The 25,154-nt window shown below is 70.5% G+C and carries 24 protein-coding genes; 11 read left to right on the forward strand and 13 right to left on the reverse strand.

Going from position 1 to position 25,154, the window contains the following annotated elements:
- Nucleotides 1–17: 17 nt before the first annotated feature.
- Nucleotides 18–464, reverse strand: a complete 447-nt coding sequence (locus ACFWHU_RS14255) for a pyridoxamine 5'-phosphate oxidase family protein (protein WP_387225045.1) — start codon at nt 462–464, stop codon at nt 18–20.
- Nucleotides 465–585: 121 nt separating this feature from the next.
- Complete coding sequence (locus ACFWHU_RS14260; protein WP_385792050.1) at nt 586–1,245, reverse strand: response regulator; 660 nt, start codon at nt 1,243–1,245, stop codon at nt 586–588.
- A gap of 326 nt (nt 1,246–1,571) precedes the next feature.
- Between ACFWHU_RS14260 and pdhA the strand changes: the two genes are divergently transcribed.
- From pdhA to ACFWHU_RS14280, 4 genes are all read left to right on the forward strand, one after another.
- Nucleotides 1,572–2,762, forward strand: coding sequence for a pyruvate dehydrogenase (acetyl-transferring) E1 component subunit alpha (gene pdhA / locus ACFWHU_RS14265; protein WP_385792051.1), 1,191 nt, complete (start codon nt 1,572–1,574; stop codon nt 2,760–2,762).
- A 2-nt stretch (nt 2,763–2,764) separates the two neighbouring features.
- On the forward strand, nt 2,765–3,745 hold the full coding sequence (locus ACFWHU_RS14270) for an alpha-ketoacid dehydrogenase subunit beta (protein ID WP_385792052.1): 981 nt from the start codon (nt 2,765–2,767) through the stop codon (nt 3,743–3,745).
- A gap of 8 nt (nt 3,746–3,753) precedes the next feature.
- Complete coding sequence (locus tag ACFWHU_RS14275; protein ID WP_387225046.1) at nt 3,754–5,190, forward strand: dihydrolipoamide acetyltransferase family protein; 1,437 nt, start codon at nt 3,754–3,756, stop codon at nt 5,188–5,190.
- Between the two features lie 225 nt (nt 5,191–5,415).
- Nucleotides 5,416–6,576, forward strand: coding sequence for a methyltransferase domain-containing protein (locus ACFWHU_RS14280; protein ID WP_387225047.1), 1,161 nt, complete (start codon nt 5,416–5,418; stop codon nt 6,574–6,576).
- Between the two features lie 39 nt (nt 6,577–6,615).
- Here ACFWHU_RS14280 and ACFWHU_RS14285 read toward each other — a convergent pair whose 3' ends face one another.
- The 3 genes from ACFWHU_RS14285 to ACFWHU_RS14295 form a co-directional block, all read right to left on the reverse strand.
- Complete coding sequence (locus ACFWHU_RS14285) at nt 6,616–7,080, reverse strand: hypothetical protein (RefSeq protein WP_387225048.1); 465 nt, start codon at nt 7,078–7,080, stop codon at nt 6,616–6,618.
- On the reverse strand, nt 7,077–7,907 hold the full coding sequence (locus tag ACFWHU_RS14290; protein ID WP_385792056.1) for an RNA methyltransferase: 831 nt from the start codon (nt 7,905–7,907) through the stop codon (nt 7,077–7,079). Before ACFWHU_RS14290 ends, ACFWHU_RS14285 begins: the two co-directional genes overlap by 4 nt.
- Nucleotides 7,908–8,056: 149 nt before the next feature.
- Nucleotides 8,057–8,956 carry a D-alanyl-D-alanine carboxypeptidase family protein gene (locus tag ACFWHU_RS14295; protein ID WP_385792282.1) on the reverse strand — a complete coding sequence of 300 codons (900 nt, stop codon included), beginning with the start codon at nt 8,954–8,956 and terminating at the stop codon, nt 8,057–8,059.
- Nucleotides 8,957–9,230: 274 nt separating this feature from the next.
- Between ACFWHU_RS14295 and ACFWHU_RS14300 the strand changes: the two genes are divergently transcribed.
- A complete protein-coding gene (locus ACFWHU_RS14300; protein WP_385792057.1) occupies nt 9,231–9,908 on the forward strand; it encodes a GntR family transcriptional regulator in 678 nt (225 codons plus the stop codon).
- A 128-nt stretch (nt 9,909–10,036) separates the two neighbouring features.
- Nucleotides 10,037–11,278 carry an MFS transporter gene (locus ACFWHU_RS14305; protein ID WP_359807151.1) on the forward strand — a complete coding sequence of 414 codons (1,242 nt, stop codon included), beginning with the start codon at nt 10,037–10,039 and terminating at the stop codon, nt 11,276–11,278.
- 69 nt (nt 11,279–11,347) lie between these two features.
- Here the strand turns inward: ACFWHU_RS14305 and ACFWHU_RS14310 are convergent, their stop codons facing one another.
- Entirely contained in the window at nt 11,348–12,172 is an 825-nt protein-coding gene (locus ACFWHU_RS14310) for a maleylpyruvate isomerase family mycothiol-dependent enzyme (RefSeq protein WP_385792058.1), read from the reverse strand.
- Nucleotides 12,173–12,349: 177 nt separating this feature from the next.
- Here ACFWHU_RS14310 and ACFWHU_RS14315 point away from each other — a divergent pair, with 177 nt between their 5' ends.
- Nucleotides 12,350–13,162: a carbon-nitrogen family hydrolase gene (locus ACFWHU_RS14315; protein WP_387225049.1), complete on the forward strand. Its 813-nt coding sequence runs from the start codon at nt 12,350–12,352 to the stop codon at nt 13,160–13,162.
- A gap of 80 nt (nt 13,163–13,242) precedes the next feature.
- Here ACFWHU_RS14315 and ACFWHU_RS14320 read toward each other — a convergent pair whose 3' ends face one another.
- Entirely contained in the window at nt 13,243–13,737 is a 495-nt protein-coding gene (locus ACFWHU_RS14320; RefSeq protein ID WP_385792060.1) for an LURP-one-related/scramblase family protein, read from the reverse strand.
- Entirely contained in the window at nt 13,734–14,978 is a 1,245-nt protein-coding gene (locus ACFWHU_RS14325; protein ID WP_387225050.1) for an MFS transporter, read from the reverse strand. The genes ACFWHU_RS14320 and ACFWHU_RS14325 overlap by 4 nt, the downstream gene beginning before the upstream one ends.
- A 95-nt stretch (nt 14,979–15,073) precedes the next feature.
- Between ACFWHU_RS14325 and ACFWHU_RS14330 the strand changes: the two genes are divergently transcribed.
- Together ACFWHU_RS14330 and ACFWHU_RS14335 are read left to right on the forward strand one after the other, a co-directional pair.
- A complete protein-coding gene (locus tag ACFWHU_RS14330) occupies nt 15,074–16,057 on the forward strand; it encodes an ArsR/SmtB family transcription factor (protein WP_385792062.1) in 984 nt (327 codons plus the stop codon).
- Nucleotides 16,058–16,117: 60 nt separating this feature from the next.
- Nucleotides 16,118–17,971: an NHL domain-containing thioredoxin family protein gene (locus ACFWHU_RS14335; RefSeq protein WP_387225051.1), complete on the forward strand. Its 1,854-nt coding sequence runs from the start codon at nt 16,118–16,120 to the stop codon at nt 17,969–17,971.
- Between the two features lie 243 nt (nt 17,972–18,214).
- Here the strand turns inward: ACFWHU_RS14335 and ACFWHU_RS14340 are convergent, their stop codons facing one another.
- The 3 genes from ACFWHU_RS14340 to ACFWHU_RS14350 form a co-directional block, all read right to left on the reverse strand.
- Nucleotides 18,215–18,433 carry a DUF6458 family protein gene (locus ACFWHU_RS14340; protein WP_385792064.1) on the reverse strand — a complete coding sequence of 73 codons (219 nt, stop codon included), beginning with the start codon at nt 18,431–18,433 and terminating at the stop codon, nt 18,215–18,217.
- 89 nt (nt 18,434–18,522) lie between these two features.
- The gene (locus ACFWHU_RS14345) at nt 18,523–19,827 is read right to left on the reverse strand and encodes a M18 family aminopeptidase (protein WP_385792065.1); all 1,305 of its coding nucleotides are present in this window, start codon (nt 19,825–19,827) and stop codon (nt 18,523–18,525) included.
- A gap of 119 nt (nt 19,828–19,946) precedes the next feature.
- On the reverse strand, nt 19,947–21,773 hold the full coding sequence (locus tag ACFWHU_RS14350; RefSeq protein WP_385792066.1) for an acyl-CoA dehydrogenase: 1,827 nt from the start codon (nt 21,771–21,773) through the stop codon (nt 19,947–19,949).
- Between the two features lie 173 nt (nt 21,774–21,946).
- On the opposite strand from ACFWHU_RS14350, the gene ACFWHU_RS14355 reads away from it, so the two are divergent.
- Complete coding sequence (locus ACFWHU_RS14355; protein ID WP_242575068.1) at nt 21,947–22,411, forward strand: SseB family protein; 465 nt, start codon at nt 21,947–21,949, stop codon at nt 22,409–22,411.
- 112 nt (nt 22,412–22,523) lie between these two features.
- Here ACFWHU_RS14355 and ACFWHU_RS14360 read toward each other — a convergent pair whose 3' ends face one another.
- Both ACFWHU_RS14360 and ACFWHU_RS14365 read right to left on the reverse strand, forming a co-directional pair.
- Nucleotides 22,524–23,165 (reverse strand): hypothetical protein, encoded by a 642-nt coding sequence (locus ACFWHU_RS14360; RefSeq protein ID WP_387225052.1) that lies wholly within the window; start codon nt 23,163–23,165, stop codon nt 22,524–22,526.
- A gap of 98 nt (nt 23,166–23,263) precedes the next feature.
- Nucleotides 23,264–23,767 carry a hypothetical protein gene (locus ACFWHU_RS14365; RefSeq protein ID WP_385792068.1) on the reverse strand — a complete coding sequence of 168 codons (504 nt, stop codon included), beginning with the start codon at nt 23,765–23,767 and terminating at the stop codon, nt 23,264–23,266.
- A gap of 289 nt (nt 23,768–24,056) precedes the next feature.
- Here ACFWHU_RS14365 and ACFWHU_RS14370 point away from each other — a divergent pair, with 289 nt between their 5' ends.
- Nucleotides 24,057–25,010 carry a pirin family protein gene (locus ACFWHU_RS14370; RefSeq protein ID WP_385792069.1) on the forward strand — a complete coding sequence of 318 codons (954 nt, stop codon included), beginning with the start codon at nt 24,057–24,059 and terminating at the stop codon, nt 25,008–25,010.
- The last annotated feature ends 144 nt before the right edge of the window (nt 25,011–25,154 follow it).

Consider the following 25,154-nt stretch of genomic DNA (forward strand, 5'->3'; position numbering starts at 1 on the left):
ACCCTTCAAATGATAGATCACGCAGCGTGGCTGTCGTGTCGCCGTGCGTTCCCGCTCTCGCTCGCGCTGAGCTCCGGCCCGTATTCGAGGATGTGCACGGTCGCGAACTGCGGCGTCAGGCGCATGTAGACCGGCTCGAACGGTTCACCGTCCACGCGGTGCGGGCCCGGCCCGAACAGCTCCAGCTGGTCCTCCGTCGGCCTGACCATGTTCGCGGTGCCGGTGAACTGCACGGCCCAGAGGTCGGACTCGCCGGAGTGGAAGTTGTCGGCGCCGTACGCGACGACGCTGCCGCTGCACGCCTGGTGGTAGCCCATCCCGCGGTGCATCCGCAGGACGACGCGGTCGTCCGCGACGATGTGCCGGGCGGGGGCCACGAACGGCATGGCCCGCATGCTCGTGGCGACCCGCCCGTACCGGACTCGGTTCAGCAGCTCGATCGCGCGCAGATCATCGGTGGACATGCCATCCACTCTCTGTCACCGATCGTCCACGGAACAGGGGAGCCCGCCCCGGATCGGCAGGGACCTTCGTCCTCACCGGGCCGTCGGGAAAGCCGGTCGGGGTCGGGCCCTTCGACAGGTTTCAGCGTTGCTCGGCCTGGATCCTCGCCACGTACGCCGCGGCCTGCGACCGCCGCTCCATCCCCAGCTTGGACAGCAGGCTGGAGACGTAATTCTTGATCGTCTTCTCGGCGAGGTGCAGCCGCTCGCCGATCGCGCGGTTGGTCATCCCCTCGCCGATGAGATCCAGGATCTTGCGTTCCTGTTCGGTGAGGCTCGCGAGCCTGTCGTCACCCTTGGGGGCGTTGCCCTCGCGGAGCCGCTGGAGCACCCGCGCCGTCGCGACCGGGTCCAGCAGGGACCGGCCGGCGGCCACGTCCCGTACGGCGCTCAGCAACTCGTCGCCGCGGATCGCCTTGAGTACGTAACCCGAGGCACCGGCCATGATCGCGTCGAACAGCGCCTCGTCGTCGGAGAAGGAGGTGAGCATCAGACACTTGATGCTCTCGTCCCGTGAGCGGATCTCACGGCAGACCTCCACGCCGCTGCCGTCCGGCAGCCGTACGTCCAGTACCGCGACATCGGGCCGGGTCGCCGGGATCCTGGTCAGCGCGTCGGCGGCGGTACCCGCCTCGCCCACGACCTCGATGTCCTCCTCGACGGCGAGCAACTCATGCACGCCCCGCCGGACCACCTCGTGGTCGTCCAGAAGAAATACGGTGATTTTTCCCTTTTCAGGCACAGGATCAGTCAAACACACTTCCCCCTATCCCCGTCGTGGGCGGCCGGGATAACGTGCCGTTGTTCCGGCGGCCTGCAAGGCTGTGACCAGTGGTTGTTCCCAGACCTGCTCGGTTTACTTGGAAATCCAAGTAAAATCGCAGGTCAGTAGGGGTTTCGCAGGAATGCGACCCACTGGGTAACGTGCCTGTGACAGGGCGCTCGCCGGGGCACCTGTCACGCCTGTCCCGGTCGAGTCGCACCCACCCCGTGCACGCGTCCGGAAGCAGGCGAGCCGCACTGGTTCCCGGCGGATCCCGGGGACCGGACCGACGGAGGAGCACGCACGTGACCGTGGAGAGCACTGCCGCCGCGCGAAAGCCGCGACGTAGCAGCGGCACCAAGCGCGCCGGCGCCAAGACGGCGTCGCAGCCGAAGGCTTCCGAGCCCCAGCTCGTACAGCTGCTGACGCCCGAGGGCGAACGCGTCAAGAACGACGAGTACGACGGCTACGTAGCCGACATCACCCCCGAATCCCTGCGCGGGCTCTACCGCGACATGGTCCTGACGCGCCGTTTCGACGCCGAGGCCACGTCCCTCCAGCGCCAGGGCGAGCTGGGCCTGTGGGCCTCGCTGCTCGGCCAGGAGGCCGCCCAGATCGGCTCCGGACGCGCGCTGCGCGACGACGACTACGTCTTCCCGACCTACCGGGAGCACGGCGTCGCCTGGTGCCGCGGCGTGGACCCGACGAACCTGCTCGGGATGTTCCGCGGTGTGAACCACGGCGGCTGGGACCCGAAGACCAACAACTTCCACCTGTACACGATCGTCATCGGCTCGCAGACGCTGCACGCCACCGGCTACGCGATGGGCGTGGCCAAGGACGGCGCGGACTCGGCCGTCATCGCCTACTTCGGCGACGGCGCCTCCAGCCAGGGCGATGTCGCCGAGTCGTTCACCTTCTCGGCCGTCTACAACGCGCCGGTGGTGTTCTTCTGCCAGAACAACCAGTGGGCCATCTCGGAGCCGACCGAGAAGCAGATGCGTGTGCCGCTCTACCAGCGCGCGCAGGGCTTCGGCTTCCCCGGCGTCCGGGTCGACGGCAACGACGTACTGGCCTGTCTGGCCGTGACACGCGCCGCGCTGGAGCGCGCCCGCACCGGCCAGGGCCCGATGCTCGTCGAGGCGTTCACCTACCGCATGGGCGCCCACACCACGTCCGACGACCCGACGAAGTACCGGGCGGACGAGGAGCGCGAGGCATGGGAGGCGAAGGACCCGATCCTGCGGCTGCGCGCGTATCTGGAGGGCGAATCGGCCGCCGACGAGGCATTCTTCGCCGCTCTGGAGGACGAGAGCGAGGCGCTCGGCAGGCGGGTGCGTGAGGCCGTACGGGCGATGCCCGACCCGGACCACATGGCGATCTTCGACCATGTCTACGCGGACGGGCACGCGCTCGTGGACGAGGAGCGGGCGCAGTTCGCCGCGTACCAGGCGTCGTTCGCCGACGGCGCGGGCGCCGCTGAGGAGGGCAAGTAGCCATGGCCGTACAGAAGCTTCCCCTCGCGAAGGCGATCAACGAATCGCTGCGCGTCGCCCTCGACACCGACCCCAAGGTCCTGATCATGGGCGAGGACGTCGGCAAGCTCGGCGGTGTCTTCCGGGTCACCGACGGTCTTCAGAAGGACTTCGGCGAGGACCGGGTCATCGACACCCCGCTCGCCGAGTCGGGCATCGTCGGTACGGCGATCGGCCTCGCGCTGCGCGGCTACCGGCCGGTCGTGGAGATCCAGTTCGACGGTTTCGTCTTCCCCGCGTACGACCAGATCGTCACGCAGCTCGCGAAGATGCACGCCCGCGCGCTCGGCAAGGTCAAGATGCCGGTCGTCGTCCGCATCCCGTACGGCGGTGGCATCGGCGCGGTCGAGCACCACTCGGAGTCGCCCGAGGCGCTGTTCGCGCACGTGGCGGGGCTGAAGATCGTCTCGCCGTCCACGTCGGCGGACGCCTACTGGATGATGCAGCAGGCCATCCAGAGCGACGACCCGGTCATCTTCTTCGAGCCCAAGCGGCGTTACTGGGACAAGAGCGAGGTCGACACCGAGGCCATTCCGGGCCCGCTGCACAAGGCGCGGGTCAGCCGCACCGGCACGGACCTGACGCTCGCGGCGTACGGCCCGATGGTGAAGGTCTGTCTGGAGGCGGCGGCCGCCGCGGCCGAGGAGGGCAAGTCGGTGGAGGTGCTCGATCTCCGCTCGATGTCCCCGATCGACTTCGACACGATCCAGGCGTCGGTGGAGAAGACGCGCAGGCTGGTCGTGGTCCACGAGGCGCCGGTGTTCTACGGCTCCGGCGCGGAGATCGCCGCCCGGATCACGGAGCGCTCCTTCTACCACCTGGAGGCTCCGGTGCTGCGGGTGGGCGGATTCCACGCCCCGTATCCGCCGGCGCGCCTGGAGGAGGAGTATCTTCCGGGCCTGGACCGGGTACTCGACGCCGTCGACCGCTCGCTCGGGTACTGAGGAGTGCCATGACCATGACTACTGACACTTCTGCTCGCTATCGAGAGTTCAAGATGCCCGACGTGGGCGAAGGGCTCACCGAGGCCGAGATCCTCAAGTGGTACGTACAGCCGGGCGACACCGTCGTCGACGGCCAGGTGGTGTGCGAGGTCGAGACGGCGAAGGCGGCCGTCGAACTGCCCATCCCCTACGACGGGGTGGTGCACGCGCTGCGCTTCGACGAGGGCACGACCGTCGACGTGGGTGCGTCGATCATCACGGTGGACGTGGCGCCGGGGAGCGACGACGGTGCTCCCGCGCCGGCCGCCGCTCCTGCTCCGGCCGCGGAGCCGGCCGGCGAGGCCGAGGCCGCCGAGCCGAAGGGGCGCCAGCCGGTGCTCGTCGGTTACGGCGTCTCGGAAGCGTCCACGAAGCGCCGTCCGCGCAGGGGGGCCGCGGCCGTCCCCGAGCAGGGCGCGGCGGCTTCGGCGGGCGCGGCGATCCAGGCGGAGATGAACGGCCACGCGGCGCCGGCCCCCGTCGCCGAGGCGCTGTCGCGCCCATTGGCGAAGCCGCCGGTGCGCAAGCTCGCCAAGGACCTGGGGGTGGACCTGGCGACGATCACGCCGACGGGTCCCGACGGGATCATCACGCGCGAGGACGTGCACGCGGCGACGGCGGCCACCGCCGTTCCCGAGGCGCCGGAAGCTCCCGCGTCCGTGTCCGCCCCGGCGGCCACTGCCACGGCTGTCGTGACGGCCGGCGGCAGGGAGACCCGTATCCCCGTGAAGGGCGTACGGAAGGCGACTGCGGCGGCGATGGTGGGCAGCGCGTTCACCGCGCCGCACGTCACGGAGTTCGTGACGGTCGACGTCACGCGCACGATGAAGCTGGTCGAGGAGCTCAAGTCCGACAAGGACATGGCGGGTGTACGGGTCAACCCGCTGCTGCTCATCGCGAAGGCGCTGCTGGTGGCCATCAAACGTCACCCCGAGGTCAACGCGACCTGGGACGAGGCCGCCCAGGAGATCGTGCTCAAGCACTACGTCAACCTCGGCATCGCGGCGGCGACCCCGCGCGGTCTGCTCGTCCCGAACATCAAGGACGCGCACGACCAGACCCTGCCCCAACTCGCCCAGTCTCTGGGTGAGCTGGTGTCCACGGCACGCGAGGGCAAGACGACCCCGGCGGCCATGCAGGGCGGCACGGTGACCATCACGAACGTCGGCGTCTTCGGCGTCGACACGGGCACGCCGATCCTCAACCCGGGCGAGTCGGCGATCCTGGCGGTGGGTGCGATCAAGCTCCAACCGTGGGTCCACAAGGGCAAGGTGAAGCCCCGTCAGGTCACGACGCTGGCGCTGTCGTTCGACCACCGGCTGGTCGACGGCGAGCTGGGCTCCAAGGTGCTGGCGGATGTCGCGGCGGTGCTGGAGCAGCCGAAGAGGCTGATCACCTGGGCCTGACGGCTCACGCACGGACCGGAAGGGTCGCGACTCCGCCCGGAGGCGCGACCCTTTCGCTTCCACGCGCCCCTGATGGTCACGGAGCGAAGCGGGTATATCTGTTCTGGTGACCGAACGGAGTCGGCCGGTCAGGGATCGAGGGGAGACGCTCATGGGCGAGCACGGTGATGGCAAGGACGGCACCGAAGGCGACAAGAAGCAGACGCCGAAGGAGTCGGACGGCCGGTGGACCAGGCCCGTTCCGCCGAAGAAGTGACCGACGGCTACGCGCGGTTGCTGTCCGGCCTGACCGAGTCCGGTGCGCTGGAGGAGAGCTGGCGGGGCGCGTTCTCGCGTGCCCCGCGTGCGGAGTTCGTGCCGGAGGCCGTATGGGCGCCTGACGAGGATTCCCCGACCGGCCACCGTCGCGTCACCCGGGTCGCCGAGCCCGAGACGTGGTGGGCGCTGGTCGACGCGGACGAGGTGGTCGTCACGCAACTGGACGACGGCGCCCACGACGGCCCCGGTGTGCCCACGTCGTCCGCCTCCCGGCCCTCGCTGGTGGCCTCGATGCTCAGGCATCTCGGCGTCGGCGACGGCGCGCGGGTCCTCGACATCGGTACGGGCACGGGCTGGACGAGCGCCCTGCTGGTTGCCCGGCTCGGCGGCGAGGCCGTCACCACGGTGGAGGTCGACCCCCACGTCTCCGCGGAGGCCGCGCACCGCCTGAAGTCCGTCGCGCTCTCGCCCGCGCGGCTGGTCGTCGGCGACGGTCTGGCCGGCCGTCCCCCGGCGACGCCGTACGACCACATCCACTCGACGGCGGCCGTACGCCGTGTCCCCCGCACCTGGATCGAGCAGACCCGGCCCGGTGCCACGATCGTGACGCCGTGGGGCACGCCGTACGCCAACGCCGGGCTGCTGCGCCTGGTGACGGCCGAGCCCGGCGCCCCCTCGTACGGCCGTTTCGTGGACAACGTCAGCTTCATGTGGATGCGCTCCCAGCGCCCCCACACGGTCAGCCTTCCGACGACCGGGCCCGATCTGCGCGGACCGTCGGCGATGGATCCGGACCTGGCGCTGTCGGACGTGGACGTGGCGTTCACGATCGGCCTCCGCGTCCCGCACGCCCGCTACGTCCATACCTGGGACGGCTCGGACCCGGCGGCCACCTACCGGATCGCCCTCTCGGACGGCAACGGCTCGTGGGCATCGGTGCGTTACGACTCCTGGGACGCCCCGGACGCGGTCCGCCAGTGGGGCACCCGCCGCCTCTGGGACGAGATCACGGCGGCGCGGGGCTGGTGGGAGGAGCGGGGCCGCCCCGAACTGACGCGCTTCGGGCTGACGGTCACGGCGCGAGGGCGGCAGGAGGCGTGGCTGGACGATCCGGCGAACCTGGTGTGAGGCCCCGGACGGGCCGCGCGTGGGGGCATGGCCCCGCCGTCACAGCGGTATCAGAGTGAAGAGGTTGTCGGACGGATCCACGACTGCCTCGAAGCTCGCCCCGACCCGGAAACGGTCCTCGTGGTCGCACCGGTAGGCCGCCTCGAAGGCCGGGACGTCCGCGCCGCTGATCCGCAGGGTCAGCACGGAGATGTCCGCCGAGCCGTCTCCCGGGTCGACACGTTCCGCGGCGATTATCTCCGCCACGGCCGGCCGTCCCGACTGCCGCAGGCGCGCCGTGTCCGCCTTCGCCTCGGCCGTGTCGGACCAGATGACGGAACCGCTGAGGACCATCAGCAGGGAGAAGAACGACCAGGCCCAGTGGAGATCGCCGAAGACGGCCAGGGCGGGCAGGACCGGGGCGGAGGCCCAGCAGACCACGGCGATGACCCCGCCCACCACCTGTGGGACGGCGCCGCCGATGTTCGCCTGTCGTGCGCTCTCCGCGCCCTCGTCGACGGTCATCCCACTTCCCGGCGGACCCGGCGCTGGCGGGCCGCCTCGTACAGGGTCACCGTCGCCGCGTTCGATGCGTTCAGGGAGCTTGCCGAGCCCGACATCGGGATGCTGACCACGTGGTCGCACAACTCGCGCCAGCCCGTGCTCAGGCCGGTCGTCTCGTTGCCGATCAGGAGCAACACCGGCTGGGTGAGGTCGAATTGGTCGACGTCGGCCTCGCCGCGCTCGTCCGTGCCGACGACCGCGACGGGTCGTCCTCCCGCGCGCTCCTTCGACAGCCACTCGGCCACCTCGTGGTGCGAGGGGCTGCGGACCACAGGGAGTGCGAACAGCGAGCCCGTGGTGGCGCGTACGGCCTTGGGGTCGTAGACGTCCGCCGCGTGGCCGGTGACGATCAGGCCGTCCGCGCCGAAGGCGTCCGCGGAGCGGATGATGCTGCCGATGTTGCCGGGCTGGGTGGGGCGGTCGAACAGTACGCCCAGGAAGTTCTCATGGACGGGGATCCGGCCCAGGTCGTCGGGCCGCATCTCGACCACGGCAAGGACCTCGGGCGCGCCGTCCGTGCGTTCGCCCAGTTCGGCGAGGAGTTCGGGGGCCATCGCGACACGGTCGGTCGTGATGCCGCGCAGCAACTCCTCGGCCCACCGCGAGAGCGGGCGGCTCGCGTCGTACAGCAGGGCGCGTACGTTCCATCCGTGCTCGACGGCCATCGTGATGGGCCGCACGCCCTGGACGAGGAACTCGTTCTGGCGCTTGCGCTTGTTGCGGTTGGCGAGCAGCGCGTGCCACTGCTGGAAGCGGGCATTGCGGGTCGTGATCCGCTGACCGGCCACCCGTCCTCCTTGTCACGCTGCGATCCCTGACCGGGGAAGGCTACAGGGGGCGCGCGGGGCTCGGTCCGTGGACGGGATGCCGTCGCGGCAAGCAGAAGGCGCGACCACCAGGTGGTGGCCGCGCCCCTTTACCGCATCCCGCAGGGGGGTCAGTCGCGCTGGGCGCCCGCCGGCAGCTGGCGGAGCTTCATCGTCGGCGCGGCCGACGCGCCGGAGTAGTAATCGAGGAGCTTCGCCGCGTCGTTGTAGCGGTCCGTGCCGTTCAGGATGACGCCGATGTGCGTCTTGCCGTTACGGGTGGCGGCGAAGATCAGGCAGGGCCCGGCGGCCGTGCCCGTGCCGGTCTTGATGCCGAACGCGCCCGAGTACGAGCCGAGCAGCTGGTTCGTGTTGTGCCAGGTGTACGTGCGCGTGGCGCCCGTGCTGCTGGTGGCCGACGTCTTGATGGTCGTCGTCTTGACCACCGTACGCAGCGCGGAGTTCTTCATCGCGTACTGGGCGATCGTCGCCAGGTCGCGCGGGGTCGTGTAGTTGTTGCCGGCCTGCGAGATGCCGTCGAACGAGTCGAACTTGGTGTTCTTCAGGCCCAGCTCGGTCGCCTTCGCGTTCATCTTCGAGATGAACGACTTCGTGCGTGCCGCGACCGTGGAGCCCGTGCCGATCGCGTCCGCGAGGGCGTACGCCGCGTCGCAGCCGGACGGCAGCATCAGGCCGTACAGGAGCTGGCGGATCGTCACCTTGTCGCCGGTGCGAAGGTCCGCGGTGCTCGCGCCTTCCCGCACCACGTAGTCGCGGTACGTCTGCTTGATGGTGATCTTGCGGTTGAGGTCGATGCCCTTGGTGTTGAGCACGACGGCCGCGGTCATGATCTTGGTGGTGCTGGCCATCTGGCGCCGGGTGTCCCCGGTCTTGGTGTAGCGGGCCTTGCCGGTGGTCTCGTCCAGCAGGAAGGCGCCCTTGCCCGAGATCGTCGGTACAGCGGCGGCGGCCGTCGGCGCGGACTCGGCCGCCATGGTCGCGGGAGCGACCAGGGCCGTGCCCGTCAGCATGGCGCCGGCGGTGAGGGCGACCACGGTGGTTCTACGCACGTTTCTGCGCACGCCCGGGAGACTTGTTATCAAAGGAACGCTCCGATGTCGCAAATGCGTTGGTCTGAAGTGAATTGGACCCCCACCCATAAATGAGGAGTCCACTGAAAGACGCGCGAGGGGTCCGAAGGGATGCACGAAACACCCGGGAAATCTTTCGTTCGGTATCGCTTCATGTTGTTCCGCGATGTGGACGTTACCCCCGTCGCATGCCTGTTGTATCTAAGCTGTGCACATGCCTGCCGCGCCCGCCGCCACCTCCCCCGCCGCCCCCGCGAAACAGCCTCCCGCCGCCGACCGCGTCTACAGCCACATCAAGCAGGGTGTTCTCGACCGGCACTACCAGGGCGGGACCCTCCTTACGGAGGGGGAACTCGCCGAGGCCGTCGGGGTGTCACGTACCCCCGTGCGCGAGGCGCTGCTCAAGCTGGAGGTCGAGGGGCTGATCAAGCTCTATCCCAAGAAGGGCGCACTCGTCCTCGCCGTCTCCGCACAGGAGATCGCCGATGTCGTCGAAACGCGCCTGCTGGTCGAGGAGTTCACCGCCCGCAAGGCCGTCCCCGCGTCCGCGCGGCTCATCGCGCGCCTGGAGGAGTTGCTGGAGGAGCAGCGCCGTCTCGCCGACGAGGGGGACCTCGCCGCCGTGGCCGTCACCGACCGCTGCTTCCACGCCGAGATCGTGCGCAACGCGGGCAACGAGATCCTTTCGAAGCTCTACGACCAGCTCAGGGACCGGCAGTTGAGGATGGGCGTCGCCGTCATGGAGGCGCACCCCGAGCGCGTACGGACGAGCATCACGGAGCACGCCGAACTGCTCGAAGCCATCCGGGCCGGTGATGCGGAGGCCGCCGCGCGGTGCGTGCGCGCCCACGTCAGCCGCGTCAAGGTGCTCATCCGGGGTGAGGCCAGGTGAGTACGGGACCCTCGGGACCTTCCGGACCTTCGGATCCCCCCGGACGCCCCGGACCCTCCGGGCCGTCGGGGCGCGGCCCCGCACTCACCCTCCCCGGTGACCCGCCCGGCGGCCGGCGCGCCGTCGCCGTGTGGAGCGTCGGTGTCGCCGTCTACTTCGTCGCCGTCATCTTCCGTACGAGCCTGGGCGTCGCCGGGCTCGACGCCGCCGACCGCTTCGACGTCAACGCCTCCGCCCTCTCCACGTTCTCGATCCTCCAGCTCCTCGTCTACGCCGGGATGCAGATACCCGTCGGCCTCATGGTCGACCGGCTCGGCACCCGCAGGGTCCTCACCATCGGCGTGACGCTCTTCACCATCGGCCAGCTCGGCTTCGCCCTCGCCCCCTCCTACGGCACGGCGCTCGCCGCCCGCGCGCTGCTCGGCTGCGGTGACGCGATGACCTTCATCGCCGTACTGCGTCTGGGCGCCCACTGGTTCCCGGCCCGCCAGGGGCCGCTGATAGCCCAGTTCACCGGGCTGTTCGGGATGGCGGGCAATCTGGTCTCCACCCTCGTCATCGCCCGGCTGCTGAGCGACCTCGGCTGGACCACGACGTTCGTCGGCAGTTCGATGGCCGGTGTCGTCGTCCTCGTACTGATGCTGTTCTTCCTCAAGAACCACCCCGAGGGCCACGAACCGCCGCCGTCCGAGCACGCCGGCGCGACCTACGTACGGAGGCAGATAGCCGAGTCGTGGCGGGAGCCCGGCACCCGGCTGGGGCTCTGGGTGCACTTCACCACCCAGTTCCCCGCCATGGTGTTCCTGCTGCTGTGGGGCCTGCCGTTCCTCGTCGAGGCCCAGGGGCAGTCCCGGGCCACGGCCGGTGATCTGCTCACCCTGATCGTCCTCGTCAACATGGTGATCGGCCTCGTCTACGGGCAGATCATCGCCCGCCACCACGCGGCCAGGGCCCCGCTGGCCCTCGGCACGGTCGGCGTGACCGCGCTCGTCTGGGCGTCGACGCTCGCCCACCCCGGCCCCCACGCGCCGATGTGGCTGCTGATCACGCTCTGCGTCGTCCTCGGCGCGTGCGGGCCCGCCTCGATGATCGGCTTCGACTTCGCACGGCCCGCGAACCCGCCGGCCCGTCAGGGCACCGCCTCCGGCATCGTCAACATGGGCGGTTTCGTGGCCTCGATGACGACGCTGCTCGCGGTCGGCGTGCTGCTCGACGCGACCGGCGGCAACTACCGCGTCGCGTTCTCCTCCGTCTTCGTCCTCGAAGCGCTCGGGATCGTCCAGATCCTGCGGCTGCGGGCGCGCACGGCGCGGCGGGAGCGTGAGCGGCTCGTGGCGAGCCGGGTGGAGGCCGTGCACGTACCCGCCTGAGCGCCGAGCTACGTCCGCGTCCACGTCCACGTCTGCGCCTACGTAAGGAGGCGCGCGCGCCGGGCGGCGCTACTGCGTGACAGCGAACTCCCGCAGGATCGCCGCCGCCAGGTCCGCGTCCCCGTCCGTCTTGATCCGGTCCGGCACCGCGGCGGCCCGTACCCGCCCGCACGCCAGCCGGAAGTACGTCTCCCAGTCCATCGCGAGCGTCACCGCGGGGCCGAGCGAGGGTGCGCCGTCTATCGTGCCGCGGCCGTCGGCGTCGACGCGGACCGTCCGCAGGAACTCGACGGGGCCGTGCACGTCGAAGACGATCGCCGTGTTCGGCGGCGCGCCCGCGTCCTTCGCGACGACCTTCGGGAGGGCGGCGAGGAGCACGTCGCGCGTGACCAGCGCGCCGCCCGAGTCGAGGTTGCCGGGCCTGCTCAGCGTCGTACGCAGATCCTGCTCGTGCACCCAGATGTCGAACGCGCGGGTGCGCATGGCCTGCTCGAGCGTCTGCTCGGTGCCGAGCGGGGCGCGGACCATGGCGTCGGGCGCGCGGTTCTCGTTCCGCAGCTGGCGGTTGCGGCGGATGATCGTGTATTCGAGCTCGGAGGTCATCTCCGGAGCGGTGTGGTGGCGCCGTACGTCCACCTGCATCTCCATGTAGCGGGAGATCTCGCTCTGTACGTGGTACAGGTCGCGCGGCAGCGTGTGGATGGGGCGTGGGTCCCCGAGCATTTCGCATTCGAGACCGATGACGTGCGAGACGATGTCCCGCACCGACCAGCCGGGGCACGGCGTGCGCCGGTTCCACTCGCCCTCGACGAGTGGCTGGACCAGCTCGGCTATGGCTTCAATGGAGTGGGACCAGGCATCGGCGTAGTTCTGAAGGCTGGGATGGACGGTCACGGGACCCCTCGACGGTTCTGCGGTTAGCGGGCTGGGCTGCTGGCTGCGGGCGGCGGGCTGTGGGCTGCGTGGGAGGTTCGAGAGCCTAAGTTACGCTGCCCGTTGGCACCCCGGCAGTGCTTTCGTGTGACGATCGTAGGCCCGTGTAGACGGCTCGAATGCCAGGACGGTGGTAGTGTGCGCGCCTCCCTCATCCAGATCGCAGTAGACCCGGACGAATCAGTCAATTCCCGTAGGGAGCGCGCAGCTTCGCTGGTACGGGAGCAGCGCGGCGCCGATCTGGTGGTCCTGCCCGAGCTCTGGCCGGTGGGTGCTTTCGCTTACGAGTCGTTCGCCGCCGAGGCGGAGACGCTGGACGGCCCGACGTTCCGGGCGATGTCGGAGGCGGCGCGTGACGCGGGTGTCTGGCTGCACGCCGGGTCCATCGTGGAACGTGCCCCCGAGGCCGTCCTGGACGGCGCGGCCGACCTCTACAACACCGCGATGGTCATCTCCCCGGACGGCGTACTCGCGCGCTCCTACCGGAAGATCCACCGATTCGGCTTCGACAAGGGCGAGGCGACCCTGATGGGCGCCGGCGACGAGCTGGCGACCGTCGCGCTGCCGGACGCGGTGCTGGGCCTGGCCACCTGCTACGACCTGCGGTTCCCCGAGCTGTTCCGGGGGCTGCTGGACGAGGGCGCGCAGGTCTTCGTGGTCCCGGCGGGCTGGCCGGCCCGCCGCCGGGCGCACTGGACGCTGCTGGCGCAGGCGCGCGCGGTGGAGAACCAGGCGTACGTGCTGGCCTGCTCGACGGCCGGGACGCACGCCGGGGTGGAGCAGTCGGGGCACAGCATCGTGGTCGACCCGTGGGGTGAGGTGCTGGCGGAGGCGGGGCCGGGCGAGGAGATCCTGACCGTCGAATTCGACCTGTCGAAGGTGGCGACGACGCGCGAGCAGTTCCCCGTCCTGAAGGACCGCCTGCTGGGCGTGACTGCCCCACGCCGCTGAGCCCCGAGCGGTCCGGGGGTGTGCCGGGCGGTCCGGGGGTGTGCCGGGCGGGTGCTGAGCCCGAGAGCCCGCCCCGCCCCTCAGCCCTCCTCGCGTTCCTTCTCCGCCATTCGGATCACGCACACCGCCACCGCGATCAGCAGCGACGGGTCCGAGTCGTCGCGGATCACGTCGACGGCGTACGTCTCCCGCACCCGGAACCACCGGCGTGAGACATGTGCCAGCAGTTCGCCGTCGTACTCGATCGCGAACTCGCGGTCCAGGATCCGGCCGCTCACGTCCAGTTCGGTGCCCTCGGCCAGGGCGACCCGGTAGTGGTTGCGGAGCAGCGACAGCTTCTTCTTGCGGATGGTGGCCAGTGGCTCGCCGTCCCGTTCGAGCGTCATCGCGTCCCGCAGGCTGAGCAGCTTCTGACGGAGCGTGATCAGGACGCGCCCTTGGGGGTCCTTCAGCTCCAGCGTGTCCCGTAGCCTCAGCGCCTTTCCGTCCACGAGGAAGGCCTGCCGGCCCTGCTCGTCCTCGATCCAGTAGTCGTCGCCGATGGCGAAGATCTTGTCGCGCACCAAGTACTTCATGCGGGATCCGTACCCACCGGGGCGCCGGGGGACGGTGGAACGGCGTCACCTGTACGCGTACGGACGACAGAGCCCTTCGCTGCCGCTCCCGCCCGCAGCCCGCGTGCCAGCGCGAGGGTGACCGTCATGGAGGCCGCCGCGAGCACCGTGATCCCCGTCGCGGGCGAGGTCAGTTCGGCCACCGCGCCCGCCAGGAGCGCGCACACGCCCTGCATGGTGAGCATGCCCGCGGAGTGCAGCCCCAGCGCGTGCCCGCTCAGTGCCTCCGGGGTCAGCTCCATCAGACGCTCCTGGAGCACCAGACTCGCCCCGTAGCCGACGGTGGCGAGCATGACGGCGGCCAGGGCGAGCGGCAGCGGCGGCGCCAGGACGAAGAGCAGGTGCGGGGCGGCGAGCAGCAGCAACAGCGGGACGGCCAGGCGTCTCCGCCGGCGGCGGGGTACGAAGCGGCCGATCAGGATGTCGCCCGTCAGCATGCCGGCCGCACCGGCGGCGAACAGGATGCCCGCGTGCTGCGGCGCGTACGACACGTACAGGGATTCGCAGCCCACCACCAGCCCGTTGGGCACCCACAGGCCCAGGAACACGCGGCGGCGGGGCGGGGACGCCCACAGGAGCGCGTTGTTCCGCCATGTCGCGGAGATCGACGGGCGGCCGGTCGCCCGCGGCGGCCTCCTACTGAGGCCGAGCCGGGCCACGGCGGCCGCGGTGAGATACAGGGCGGCGCCGATGAGCAGAGTGCCGCGCGGGGACAGGACCGTCAGCAGGACGCCGCCGGTCGCGAACCCGCCGATCTGCATCAGGCCGCTCGACATGTTGAGCGTGGAGCGCCCGAGCAGATAGCCCTCGGTGGAGAGGATCTCGTTGAGGAGCCCGAGCCGCACTCCGCCGCCGAGCGCGGAGACCACACCGAGGCCGAGGACGATCGCGAGGGCGGCGGCGATCGGCAGACCGGGCAGGGCCGTGGCGGCCGTACCGAGCGCGAAGACGAACGCGACGACCGTCAGCGTGACGCGCGGCGGCAGCCGGTCGGCCGCCGAGAGCAGCGTGGTCGCGCCGATCACCTGGGCGAGCGAGGGGCCGAACATGGCGAGCGCGGAGAGCAGCGGCGAGCCGGTCGCGGTGAAGACGAGCGTGCCCAGGGCGAGTCCGCTCACGGTCTGGGCGGCGACCTGTGCGGCGGAGGTCAGGAAGAGGGGAGCGAACTGCTTCGTACGGAAGAGTTCCCGGTAGGTACGCATGCTCGGGAGTCTCGATGGGGCGGCAGACGGCGCGTTAATGTTTCGCACCAGCGCGAAACATCAGGGCGAGAGGGCACGGGGCGGGGAGGTGGCACATGGGCTGGTGGCAGATCGACGCGGACACCCTGGCGGGCAGCCGGTTCGTCGTCTCACCCCTGGCCGAGACCGTCGCGAGCCTGAAGGCACTGGAGCGCGGAACGGCCGCCCACGCGGGCGCGCACCCCGGCGAGCGCGCCTGGCTCGACGCGCATCTGCCCGCCTACCGGGCCCGGCAGGCGGCCGACCCGGTCACGGCGCTGCTCGTACGGTCGGCCTTCGGCCGCACCTGGAACGCGGACTTCATCACGCCGACGCCGTCCGGCGACCTTGACGGCGAACCCTCTTTCGAGGACGAGCTCGTACGCATCCGGGAGACCCCGCCCGAGCGCGCCCGCGACGATCTCCTCCTGTCCCTGGACGGCCCCGTCCCCGCCCGACTGCACCGCTCCGACCTGCCGGAACGCGCCGCCACCGTCCTGGAGTGGGTGTGGGCCGAGACCGTGCTGCCGTACTGGCCGCGCCGCCGTCGTCTCATCGAGGCCGATGTCGTCGCCCGTACGGCCCAGTTGAGCCAGGGCGGCTGGGCGAGCGCGCTGAGCGCCATGCGTCCGGGCATGCGCTGGCTGGGCGGCAGCCGCCTCCAGATCAACACACGCGGCGGCCCTTCGCAGGTGATCCCCGGCGTGCGGCTGATGTTCGTGCCCGTCACGCCGGACACGGGCTGGGTGTCCTGGGACGCGGACCGTTACGCCGTGGTGTACGCGTGCGCGGGCACCCTCGCCGACACGGGCCGGGCGCGGGTGCCCGAGCCGCTGCGGGCGCTGCTGGGCCCCGCGCGTGCGGGAGTCCTCGTCCTCCTCGGCGCCCCCAAGAGCACGACGCAGCTCGTGGCGCTGACCGGCCAGGGGCTCGGCTCGGTGGGCCGCCATCTGAAGGTCCTGCTGGACGCGGGGCTGATCCGCCGGCGCCGCGCGGGCCGGTCGGTGCTGTACTTCCGTACGGAGGCGGGGGAAGCGCTCGTCCTGGCGGGCGATCCGTAGGGGACGGGGCGCGGGCGAGCGTGTGATCCGGTGTTCACACCCGGATGGCAAGCTTGAACCATGAACGATCCCGCCCCGCAGCCTGCCCCGCAGCCCGCTCCCGCGCCCCGCCGCCGTGCCCGTGTCCGTGCCCCCGAGCTGATCGGCAAGGGCGGCTGGCTGAACACCGGAGGCAACGAGCTCACCCTCGCCGACCTGCGCGGACGCATTGTCCTGCTCGATTTCTGGACCTTCTGCTGCATCAACTGCCTGCATGTCCTGGACGAGTTGCGGGAGCTGGAGCAGAAGCACAGCGACACCGTGGTGACGATCGGCGTCCACTCGCCGAAGTTCGTCCACGAGGCCGAGCACACGGCCGTCGTCGACGCCGTCGAGCGGTACGAGGTGCACCACCCGGTCCTGGACGACCCGGAGCTGGAGACCTGGAAGCAGTACGCCGTACGGGCCTGGCCCACGCTCGTCGTCATCGACCCCGAGGGGTACGTCGTCGCCCAGCACGCGGGCGAGGGCCACGCGCACGCCATCGAGAAACTGGTCGAGGAGCTGGAGGCCGAGCACGCCGCGAAGGGGACCCTGCGGCGTGGCGACGGGCCCTATGTCGCGCCCGAGCCCGTCGCCACCGACCTGCGCTTCCCCGGCAAGGCGGTCGTGCTGCCCTCGGGGAACTTCCTGGTGTCCGACTCCACCCGGCACCAGCTGGTCGAGCTGGCGGCGGACGGCGAGAGCGTCGTACGGCGCGTCGGCACGGGGCAGCGCGGCTTCGGCGACGGCCCCGACGCCGCCTTCAACGAGCCGCAGGGGCTCGCCCCGCTCCCCAACGGCCGCATCGCGGTCGCCGACACCGTGAACCACGCCGTCCGCGCGTACGACCCGGACTCCGGCGCCGTTGAGACCCTCGCCGGCACGGGCAGCCAGTGGTGGCAGGGCTCACCGGCCCACGGGCCCGCGCTCGACGTGGCGCTCTCCTCGCCGTGGGACGTGGCCTGGTGGAACGACCGGCTGTGGATCGCGATGGCCGGGGTGCACCAGCTGTGGACGTACGACCCGGCGACCGGCACCGTCGAGGTCGCGGCCGGGACCACCAACGAGGGCCTGGTCGACGGGCCCGCCGCCGAGGCGTGGTTCGCGCAGCCGTCGGGGCTCGCCGCGACCGGGGACCGGCTGTGGGTCGCCGACTCCGAGACCAGCGCGCTGCGGTACGTGGAGCGGGACGGGGACGGCTTCGCCGTACGGACCGCCGTCGGCACCGGGCTCTTCGACTTCGGCCACCGCGACGGTCCGGCGGAGCAGGCGCTGCTCCAGCACCCGCTCGGCGTGACCGCCCTGCCGGACGGCTCGGTGGCCGTGTCGGACACGTACAACCACGCCCTGCGCCGTTACGACCCGGCGACCGGGGAGGTCACGACGCTCGCCACGGATCTGCGGGAGCCGTCGGACGCGGTGCTCGTCGGCGACGACATCGTGGTGGTCGAGTCCGCCAGGCACCGGCTGACCCGGCTGCGGCTGCCCGAGGAGGCCGTCCGCGTCGAGTCGGTGGCGCACCGCACGCAGCGCGCCGCGACCGATGTCGCGCCGGGCGCGCTGCGGCTGGACGTCGTCTTCGAGGCGCCCAAGGGGCAGAAGCTGGACACCCGTTACGGTCCCTCGACCCGGCTCCTGGTCTCCGCCACTCCGCCGGAGCTGCTGGCGGAGGGTGCCGGTGCCGGTACGGAGCTGGGCCGGGACCTGGTGCTGGCCGACGGGGTCACCGAGGGGGTGCTGCACGTCTCGGCGATGGCGGCGTCCTGCGACGACGCGCCGGAGATCGAGTACCCGGCGTGCCATGTGCACCAGCAGGACTGGGGGGTTCCGGTGCGGGTGAGCTCCGCGGGGGTTGGGCGGTTGGGGTTGGTGCTGGCGGGGCTCGACGCGTAGGTCTTGGGGGTGGGGCGGTGGGGCCGGGGCCGCCCGGTGGGCGGTTCGTCCTCAATCGCCGGACGGGCTGGAATTGCCCGCCGGACGGGTTGAGAACGGGCCGCCGGTGGTGGGTGTGTCCTCAATCGCCGGACGGGCTGGAGATGCCCGCCGGACGGGCTTGGGTCGGCCCGGACGGGCTTGAGGTTGCCGCGGGCGGGCCGGAGTTGGCCCGGAACGGCCGGAGTTGGTTGCCGGGTGGGGTTACAGGCCCTGGTGGTGGTCGCGTTCGATCACCGTCGGGGGTGCCACCACCGCGCGGCGGCGCTTTGCGATGCTCGTGAACGTCGCGATGCCGATCATGCCGACCGCCATCAGGATCACCCCGACCAGGTCGAGGTTGACGCTCTCGGCCTCCCAGTCCGTCGCGAACGTGAGGATCGCCCCCACCGCGATGAGTGCGATGCATCCGCCAATGCCCATGAATCCCGCCTCCTGATACGAATGGTGGCCATTCCCGGGCCGTTAATGCGGGTACCCGGCCCGGGAACACCCATGCAGGAGAAGGGAACTCAGCCTTCGAGGAACGCGGCCAGCGCGTTCGCCAGCAGGAACGGGTCGTCCGCGCCGCACAGTTCACGCGCGCTGTGCATCGACACGATCGCCGCGCCGATGTCGACCGTCTTGATGCCGTGCCTGGCCGCGGTGATCGGGCCGATCGTCGTGCCGCAGGGCATCGAGTTGTTCGAGACGAACGTCTGCCACGGCACGCCCGCCCGCTCGCACGCCGCCGCGAACACCGCGCGCCCGCCGCCGTCCGTGGCGTACCGCATGTTGACGTTGACCTTCAGGATCGGGCCGCCGTTGGCGCGCGGGTGGTGCGTCGGGTCGTGGCGCTCCGCGTAGTTGGGGTGCACGGCGTGCCCGGTGTCGGAGGAGAGGCAGACCGTGCCCGCCAGGGCCCGCGCCCGGTCCTCGTACGAACCGCCACGGGCCAGTACCGAGCGCTCCATCACCGTACCCAGCAGCGGTCCGTCCGCGCCGGTGTCGGACTGGGAGCCGCTCTCCTCGTGGTCGAAGGCTGCGAGCACCGGGATGTACGGCAGGGCCGTGCCCGATCCGGCGGATCCGGCGACGGCGGCCAGCGCGGCCGTACCGGCGTGCACCGACAGCAGGTTGTCCATCCGGGGCCCGGCCATCAGCTCGCGGTCGCGCCCGAGGTAGGCGGGCGGCTCGACGGAGTGCGCCATCAGGTCCCAGCCCGTGACGTCGGACGCGTCGAGCCCGGCCTCCTCGGCGACGAAGCGGATCAGGTCGCCCTCCTCGGCCTCGCCGAGACCCCAGATCGGCTGCATGTGCCGCTGCGGGTTCAGCTTGAGGCCGTCGGTGTTGACGCCGCGGTCCAGATGGACGGCCAGTTGCGGCACGCGCATCAGGGGCCGGTCCACGTTGATCAGCCGGTGCGTGCCGTCCCGCAGGGAGAGGCGGCCGGCCAGCCCGAGGTCCCGGTCCAGCCAGGTGTTGAGCAGCGGCCCGCCGTACACCTCGACGGCGACCTGCCGCCAGCCGTACGCACCGGTGTCCGGCAGCGGCTTCACCCGGAGGTTGGGGGAGTCGGTGTGCGCGCCGACGATCCGGAACGGTGTGTGCGGCGCGGCCCCTTCGGGGACGTACCAGGCGATGAGCGCACCGCCCCGCAGGACGTACTTGCCGCCGGTGGTCCCCTCCCACGCGTCCGTCTCCTGGACCTGCCGGAAGCCGGCCTTCTCCAGGCGCTCGGCCGCGTTCGCCACCGCGTGGTACGGCGTGGGGCTGGCGGCGAGGAAGGTCATCAGGTCGTCGGTGTGGCCGCGGTCGAAGCGGGCGGGTGTGCTCATGAGATCACCATAACGAGCCACGGTTTGGCGCGTTCGTGTGGACGGCGGCGGAAACCGATCGCCGGACGGGCTGCGTCGGCAGCCCGTCCGGCGATCGAGGTCACTGAGGCGCGGCCCCGCTAGAACGCCGCCTCGTCCAGCTCCATCAGGGAGTTGTCGACCGACTCGGCGATCGCCCGCTCCACCGAGACGCCCGGCAGGACGCTGCCCGCGAAGAACTTCGCCGCCGCGATCTTGCCCTGGTAGAACGGCACGTCCTTGGCGGAGGCCGTCTCCAGCTTCTCCACGGCCACCGCCGCGCCGCGCAGCAGCAGATAGCCGACGACGACGTCGCCCGACGCCATCAGCAGGCGGGTGGTGTTGAGGCCCACCTTGTAGATGTTCTTGACGTCCTCGGCGGTGGCGGTGAGGTCGGTCAGCATCTTCCCGACGATCGCCTCCAGGTCGACGGCCGCCTTGGCGAGCGCGTCGCGGGCCGGGGCCAGTTCGGCGCCGCCGGTGCCGACGGCGAGGAACTGCTTGATCTCCTCGGCGAGGGTGTTCAGCGCCTGGCCCTGGTCACGGACGATCTTCCTGAAGAAGAAGTCTTGGCCCTGGATGGCGGTGGTGCCCTCGTAAAGAGTGTCGATCTTGGCGTCCCGGATGTACTGCTCGATCGGGTACTCCTGGAGATACCCCGAGCCGCCGAGCGTCTGGAGCGACTGGGCGAGCTGTTCGTACGACTTCTCGGAGCCGTAGCCCTTCACGATCGGCAGCAGCAGGTCGTTCAGCGCGTGCTGCGCCTTGACGTCCTCGCCCTCCGCCTCGTTCTTGGCGATCTCGTCCTGGAGGGAGGCGGTGTAGAGCACCAGTGAGCGCATGCCCTCCGCGTACGCCTTCTGCGTCATGAGCGAGCGGCGCACGTCCGGGTGGTGCGTGATGGTGACCTTGGGCGCGCTCTTGTCCATGAACTGCGACAGGTCCGGGCCCTGGACGCGCTCCTTGGCGTACTCCAGCGCGTTCAGATAGCCCGTCGAGAGCGCGGCGATGGCCTTCGTGCCGACCATCATCCGGGCGAACTCGATGATCATGAACATCTGGCGGATGCCCTCGTGCTTGTCACCGATCAGCCAGCCCTTGGCGGGGTGACGGTCGCCGAAGGTCAGCTCGCACGTGTTGGACGCCTTGAGGCCCATCTTGTGCTCGACGTTCGTCGCGTAGACGCCGTTGCGCTCGCCCAGCTCGCCGGTCTCCCAGTCGAACTCGTACTTCGGTACGAGGAAGAGCGACAGGCCCTTGGTGCCGGGGCCGGCGCCCTCGGGGCGGGCCAGCACGTAATGAAGGATGTTCTCCGACATGTCGTGCTCGCCGGAGGTGATGAAGCGCTTCACGCCCTCGATGTGCCAGGAGCCGTCCTCCTGCTCGACGGCCTTCGACCGGCCCGCGCCCACGTCCGAACCCGCGTCGGGCTCGGTGAGGACCATCGTGGAGCCCCACTGCTTCTCGACGGCGATCTCGGCGATCTTCTTCTGCGCCTCGTTGCCCTCCTCGAAGAGGATGCCGGCGAAGGCCGGTCCCGACGTGTACATCCAGATCGCCGGGTTGGCGCCCAGCAGCAGCTCCGCGTATGCCCAGATCAGGGAGCGGGGAGAGGTGGTGCCGCCGATCTCCTCGGGGAGGCCCAGGCGCCAGTACTCCGAGTCCATGAACGCCTGGTAGCTCTTCTTGAAGGAGGCGGGCACCGGAGCGGTGTTCGTCTTCGGGTCGAAGACGGGCGGATTGCGGTCCGCGTCCGCGTAGGAGGCGGCCAGCTCGGACTCGGCGAGCTTGGTGACCTCGGCAAGGATGGTCCTGGCGGTCTCGACGTCCATCTCCGCGAACGGGCCCGTGCCGTACAGCTTGTCGCGCCCGAGGACCTCGAAGAGGTTGAACTCGATGTCGCGGAGATTCGACTTGTAGTGCCCCATGGCGACGGCTCCGTAAGCGGTTGGGAGGCAGATTCCTCGAACGCGTATCAGTACTGACTCCGATGATGCTACCCGTCGGTAATAAGATGCAACCCCCGCCGGACATCTGTGACGAGGACGACGACGGGTACATGCGGCCCATCGGCGGGCCTTTCCTCAGTACTCTTGGCGGCATGTACGGCTACGACCAGAACGCTGGCGCCCAGCAGCAGTACGCACCCCCGCAGCAGCCGATGGGCGGCGGCGGATACGGGGAGCAGCCGCTGTACCCCGAGCCGTCCCCTCCGTCGCTGGCGGACGCGGTGCGGGCGTTCACGACCGGGTCGCTCTCCGCCGAGGACTTCCAGCAGATCTTCGCGACGTCGAAGGTCTACTGCCCGCGCGGCGACAATCCGGGGTTCCTGGCCCTGCACAACACCCAGCAGCCGGTCATCCCGATGTTCAGCACGCTCAAGGAGCTGCGGCGGTACGCGGGCAAGGAGTCGAAGTACTTCGTGATCACGGGCGCGGAGGTGATCGATCTGCTGCCGACGGGGTACGGCTTCGTGATCGACATGGAGGGCGACCACCGGATGGTCTTCGACGCGAAGGCCGTGGAGCAGATGGTGGACTTCGCGATGCGCCGGATGTACGGCTGAGCCTGATCTTCTTGAAGAACCTGATCTTCTGAGGAGCTTGATCTTCTGAAGAGAGACCGCCGGGCGGGCCGCGTGTGCGGCCCGCCCGGCGATCTCTGTAAAGAGGGCGGCGTCAGCCGCAGTGCTCGGACCGCTCCTGGTCCGTCATCGGACGGGTGTGCTGCGTCTTGGTGCTCGGTGCGTCGGGCAGCGGGCCGGTCGCGTCGAACGGCACGTACCAGTAGTAGTGGCCGTAGAACTTGTCCTCGAAGTGCAGCTCGTACTGGCCGCTGACGCGCTGCATCTGCGCCTCACGCGTCACCCAGCCGACCTCGCCGGGCCGTACGTCGACGTTCGTCTGCTCCGACTCGGTGTGCGAACTCTCCCAGGTGTGGCTGTAGTTGGTCTCGATGCTCACCTTGAAGACCTCCGCGAAGCCGACCTCGGCGCTCAGTGACACCCCGACGCTGTTGGACTCGCCGGTGGTGTCGGACCAGCCGACGGTGGAGCGCTGGAGGTCGGCGGTGCAGTTGAAGGCGCTGTCGCCGACCTGGTGCGCCTCGCCCATCGACACCTCGGGCGGGCCGGAGGGGTGGAAGACGCAGAGGTCGGTGCCGTTGTCGCACTTGTCGAGCAGTTCACGGATGGTGGGCTGCTCGTCGGCCGCCTGGGCGCTGGTGGGGGCCAGGGCCATGCCGCCGGTGGTGAGGGCGGCCGCCAGCAGGATCGGGAGCCGGGCCTTCGCTCGCCTGTTCTTCGTGGGCGTGTTCTTCATGGGTACTCCGTGCTGTGTGGGGGGTTGTGTCTGTACGGGGCCGGGCCGGCGTGGGGGCCGGGTCCGGTCCGGGGGCCGTGAGGCCTGGGGCCGCCGGCTCAGCTGAAGCCGATGGACTGGGTGCGGTCGTTCATGAGGCCGCCGATGTCGGCGGCGTTCTCCTCGAACGGTCCGTCCCGGTCGCCGCCGAGCCCCGGCTCCGGGTAGAGCCAGAGCCAGCAGTTGGCCCAGGGCTGCACGGAGCTGATGCGGTTCTTCCAGTCGTCCGGGAGGTCGTACTGGTAGTTGACCCAGCCGTCCTTCTCGCACGGCGCGGTGCCGTAGACGGTGAGGGAGGCGCCGCCGAACTGGGGATCGTCGAAGAACGTCCCCTGGATGACGTCGCCGGCCTTGGTCCGCGGGCCGTTGCCCTGACCGCTCTTGGCGGCGTCGAGCGCTTCGGTGAGGGTCGCGAAGCAGGTCTCGGCGTTCGTGACGACATCGACGGCGCAGTGCGGCTTGTCGTCGGCGACGGCCGAGGGGGCGGTGAGGGCGCCGGTGGCGAGCAGGGCCGCCGTGGTGACTCCGGTGAGGCGGGCGAATCTCGTCCGTGCGGGGGACATAGGCAACTCCGTTTCTGTGGGGGGAAGTTGGCCAGTTGTCGCGGGGGCTCCTGCTCGGAGGGGGCGGGGTGGAAACCGGATGCCCGCTATTGCCCGGAATTCGGGTGCGGAGGCGCAGGTCGCGTCCTGAGGCGTGACCGGTTTTGTGGGGTGAGCGGGCATGGAGGGACGGGTGTGGCGAACGGGGCGTGGCGGCCGGGCGCGACTACGGGGCGTGAGGGAATACCCCCGTACTTGCCAGATGTTCACTGTTCAACTAAATTGGAGCCAAAGCCAAGGAGGCCCCCCGATGCCCGCTGTGACCGTCGAAAACCCGCTGACCCTTCCCCGCGTCACGGCGGCCGCCGACGCCGTCGCCCGTCCCGTACTCGCCGTGTCCACCGCGCCGGGTGGTTTCGAGGGCGAGGGGTTCCCGGTGCGCCGGGCGTTCGCGGGGATCGACTACCAGCACCTCGACCCGTTCATCATGATGGACCAGATGGGTGAGGTGGAGTACGCGCCGGGAGAGCCGAAGGGCACCCCCTGGCACCCGCACCGCGGCTTCGAGACCGTGACGTATCTGATCGACGGCACCTTCATCCACCAGGACAGCAACGGTGGCGGCGGCACGATCCGTAACGGCGACACGCAGTGGATGACGGCGGGCTCCGGCCTCCTGCACATCGAGGCGCCGCCGGAGTCGCTCGTCACGTCGGGCGGTCTCTTCCACGGCCTCCAGCTCTGGGTGAACCTGCCCGCGGCCGACAAGATGATGGACCCGCGCTACCAGGACATCCGCGGCGGCCAGGTGCAGCTGCTGACGTCGCACGACGGAGGCGCGCTGCTGCGGGTGATCGCGGGCTCGCTGGACGGGCACGAGGGCCCCGGCATCACGCACACGCCGATCACGATGATCCACGCGACGCTGCGGCCGGGTGCCGAGGTCACGCTGCCGTGGCGCGAGGACTTCAACGGCCTCGCGTACGTCCTGGCGGGACGCGGCGCGGTCGGGACCGACCGACGGCCGGTCCACACCGGCCAGACGGCGGTCTTCGGCGCGGGGTCGTCGCTGACGGTCCGCGCGGACGAGTCCCAGGACTCGAACACGCCGGACCTGGAGGTCGTCCTGCTGGGCGGCCGTCCGATCCGTGAACCGATGGCGCACTACGGGCCGTTCGTGATGAACAGCCACGCCGAGCTGAAGCAGGCCTTCGAGGACTTCCAGGCCGGCCGGCTGGGCACGGTGCCGGCGGACGCGGCGTAACCGGCGAGAGCCCGGCGGGGTGATGTGAGCGGGGCGGGGTGGGTGGGGCGGTTGCCGTCCCGCCCACCCCGCGCCACCTCTGAGTGACACCCCGGCACCCACCCGGCCCCATCCGTGGGACAGCGGCGCGAGGGCCGTGGTCGG

Origin of the sequence: Streptomyces sp. NPDC060366, from assembly GCF_042725135.1 — a bacterium.
GTDB lineage: Bacteria > Actinomycetota > Actinomycetes > Streptomycetales > Streptomycetaceae > Streptomyces.

Coding starts and splice junctions, on each gene's coding strand:
- ACFWHU_RS14255 (WP_387225045.1), bottom strand. CDS start 464: ATGTCCACCGATGATCTGCGCGCGATCGAGCTGCTGAACCGAGTCCGG.
- ACFWHU_RS14270 (WP_385792052.1), top strand. CDS start 2,765: ATGGCCGTACAGAAGCTTCCCCTCGCGAAGGCGATCAACGAATCGCTG.
- ACFWHU_RS14275 (WP_387225046.1), top strand. CDS start 3,754: ATGACCATGACTACTGACACTTCTGCTCGCTATCGAGAGTTCAAGATG.
- ACFWHU_RS14285 (WP_387225048.1), bottom strand. CDS start 7,080: ATGACCGTCGACGAGGGCGCGGAGAGCGCACGACAGGCGAACATCGGC.
- ACFWHU_RS14295 (WP_385792282.1), bottom strand. CDS start 8,956: ATGCTGACGGGCACGGCCCTGGTCGCTCCCGCGACCATGGCGGCCGAG.
- ACFWHU_RS14300 (WP_385792057.1), top strand. CDS start 9,231: ATGCCTGCCGCGCCCGCCGCCACCTCCCCCGCCGCCCCCGCGAAACAG.
- ACFWHU_RS14320 (WP_385792060.1), bottom strand. CDS start 13,737: ATGAAGTACTTGGTGCGCGACAAGATCTTCGCCATCGGCGACGACTAC.
- ACFWHU_RS14325 (WP_387225050.1), bottom strand. CDS start 14,978: ATGCGTACCTACCGGGAACTCTTCCGTACGAAGCAGTTCGCTCCCCTC.
- ACFWHU_RS14330 (WP_385792062.1), top strand. CDS start 15,074: ATGGGCTGGTGGCAGATCGACGCGGACACCCTGGCGGGCAGCCGGTTC.
- ACFWHU_RS14335 (WP_387225051.1), top strand. CDS start 16,118: ATGAACGATCCCGCCCCGCAGCCTGCCCCGCAGCCCGCTCCCGCGCCC.
- ACFWHU_RS14340 (WP_385792064.1), bottom strand. CDS start 18,433: ATGGGCATTGGCGGATGCATCGCACTCATCGCGGTGGGGGCGATCCTC.
- ACFWHU_RS14345 (WP_385792065.1), bottom strand. CDS start 19,827: ATGAGCACACCCGCCCGCTTCGACCGCGGCCACACCGACGACCTGATG.
- ACFWHU_RS14350 (WP_385792066.1), bottom strand. CDS start 21,773: ATGGGGCACTACAAGTCGAATCTCCGCGACATCGAGTTCAACCTCTTC.
- ACFWHU_RS14355 (WP_242575068.1), top strand. CDS start 21,947: ATGTACGGCTACGACCAGAACGCTGGCGCCCAGCAGCAGTACGCACCC.
- ACFWHU_RS14360 (WP_387225052.1), bottom strand. CDS start 23,165: ATGAAGAACACGCCCACGAAGAACAGGCGAGCGAAGGCCCGGCTCCCG.
- ACFWHU_RS14365 (WP_385792068.1), bottom strand. CDS start 23,767: ATGTCCCCCGCACGGACGAGATTCGCCCGCCTCACCGGAGTCACCACG.
- ACFWHU_RS14370 (WP_385792069.1), top strand. CDS start 24,057: ATGCCCGCTGTGACCGTCGAAAACCCGCTGACCCTTCCCCGCGTCACG.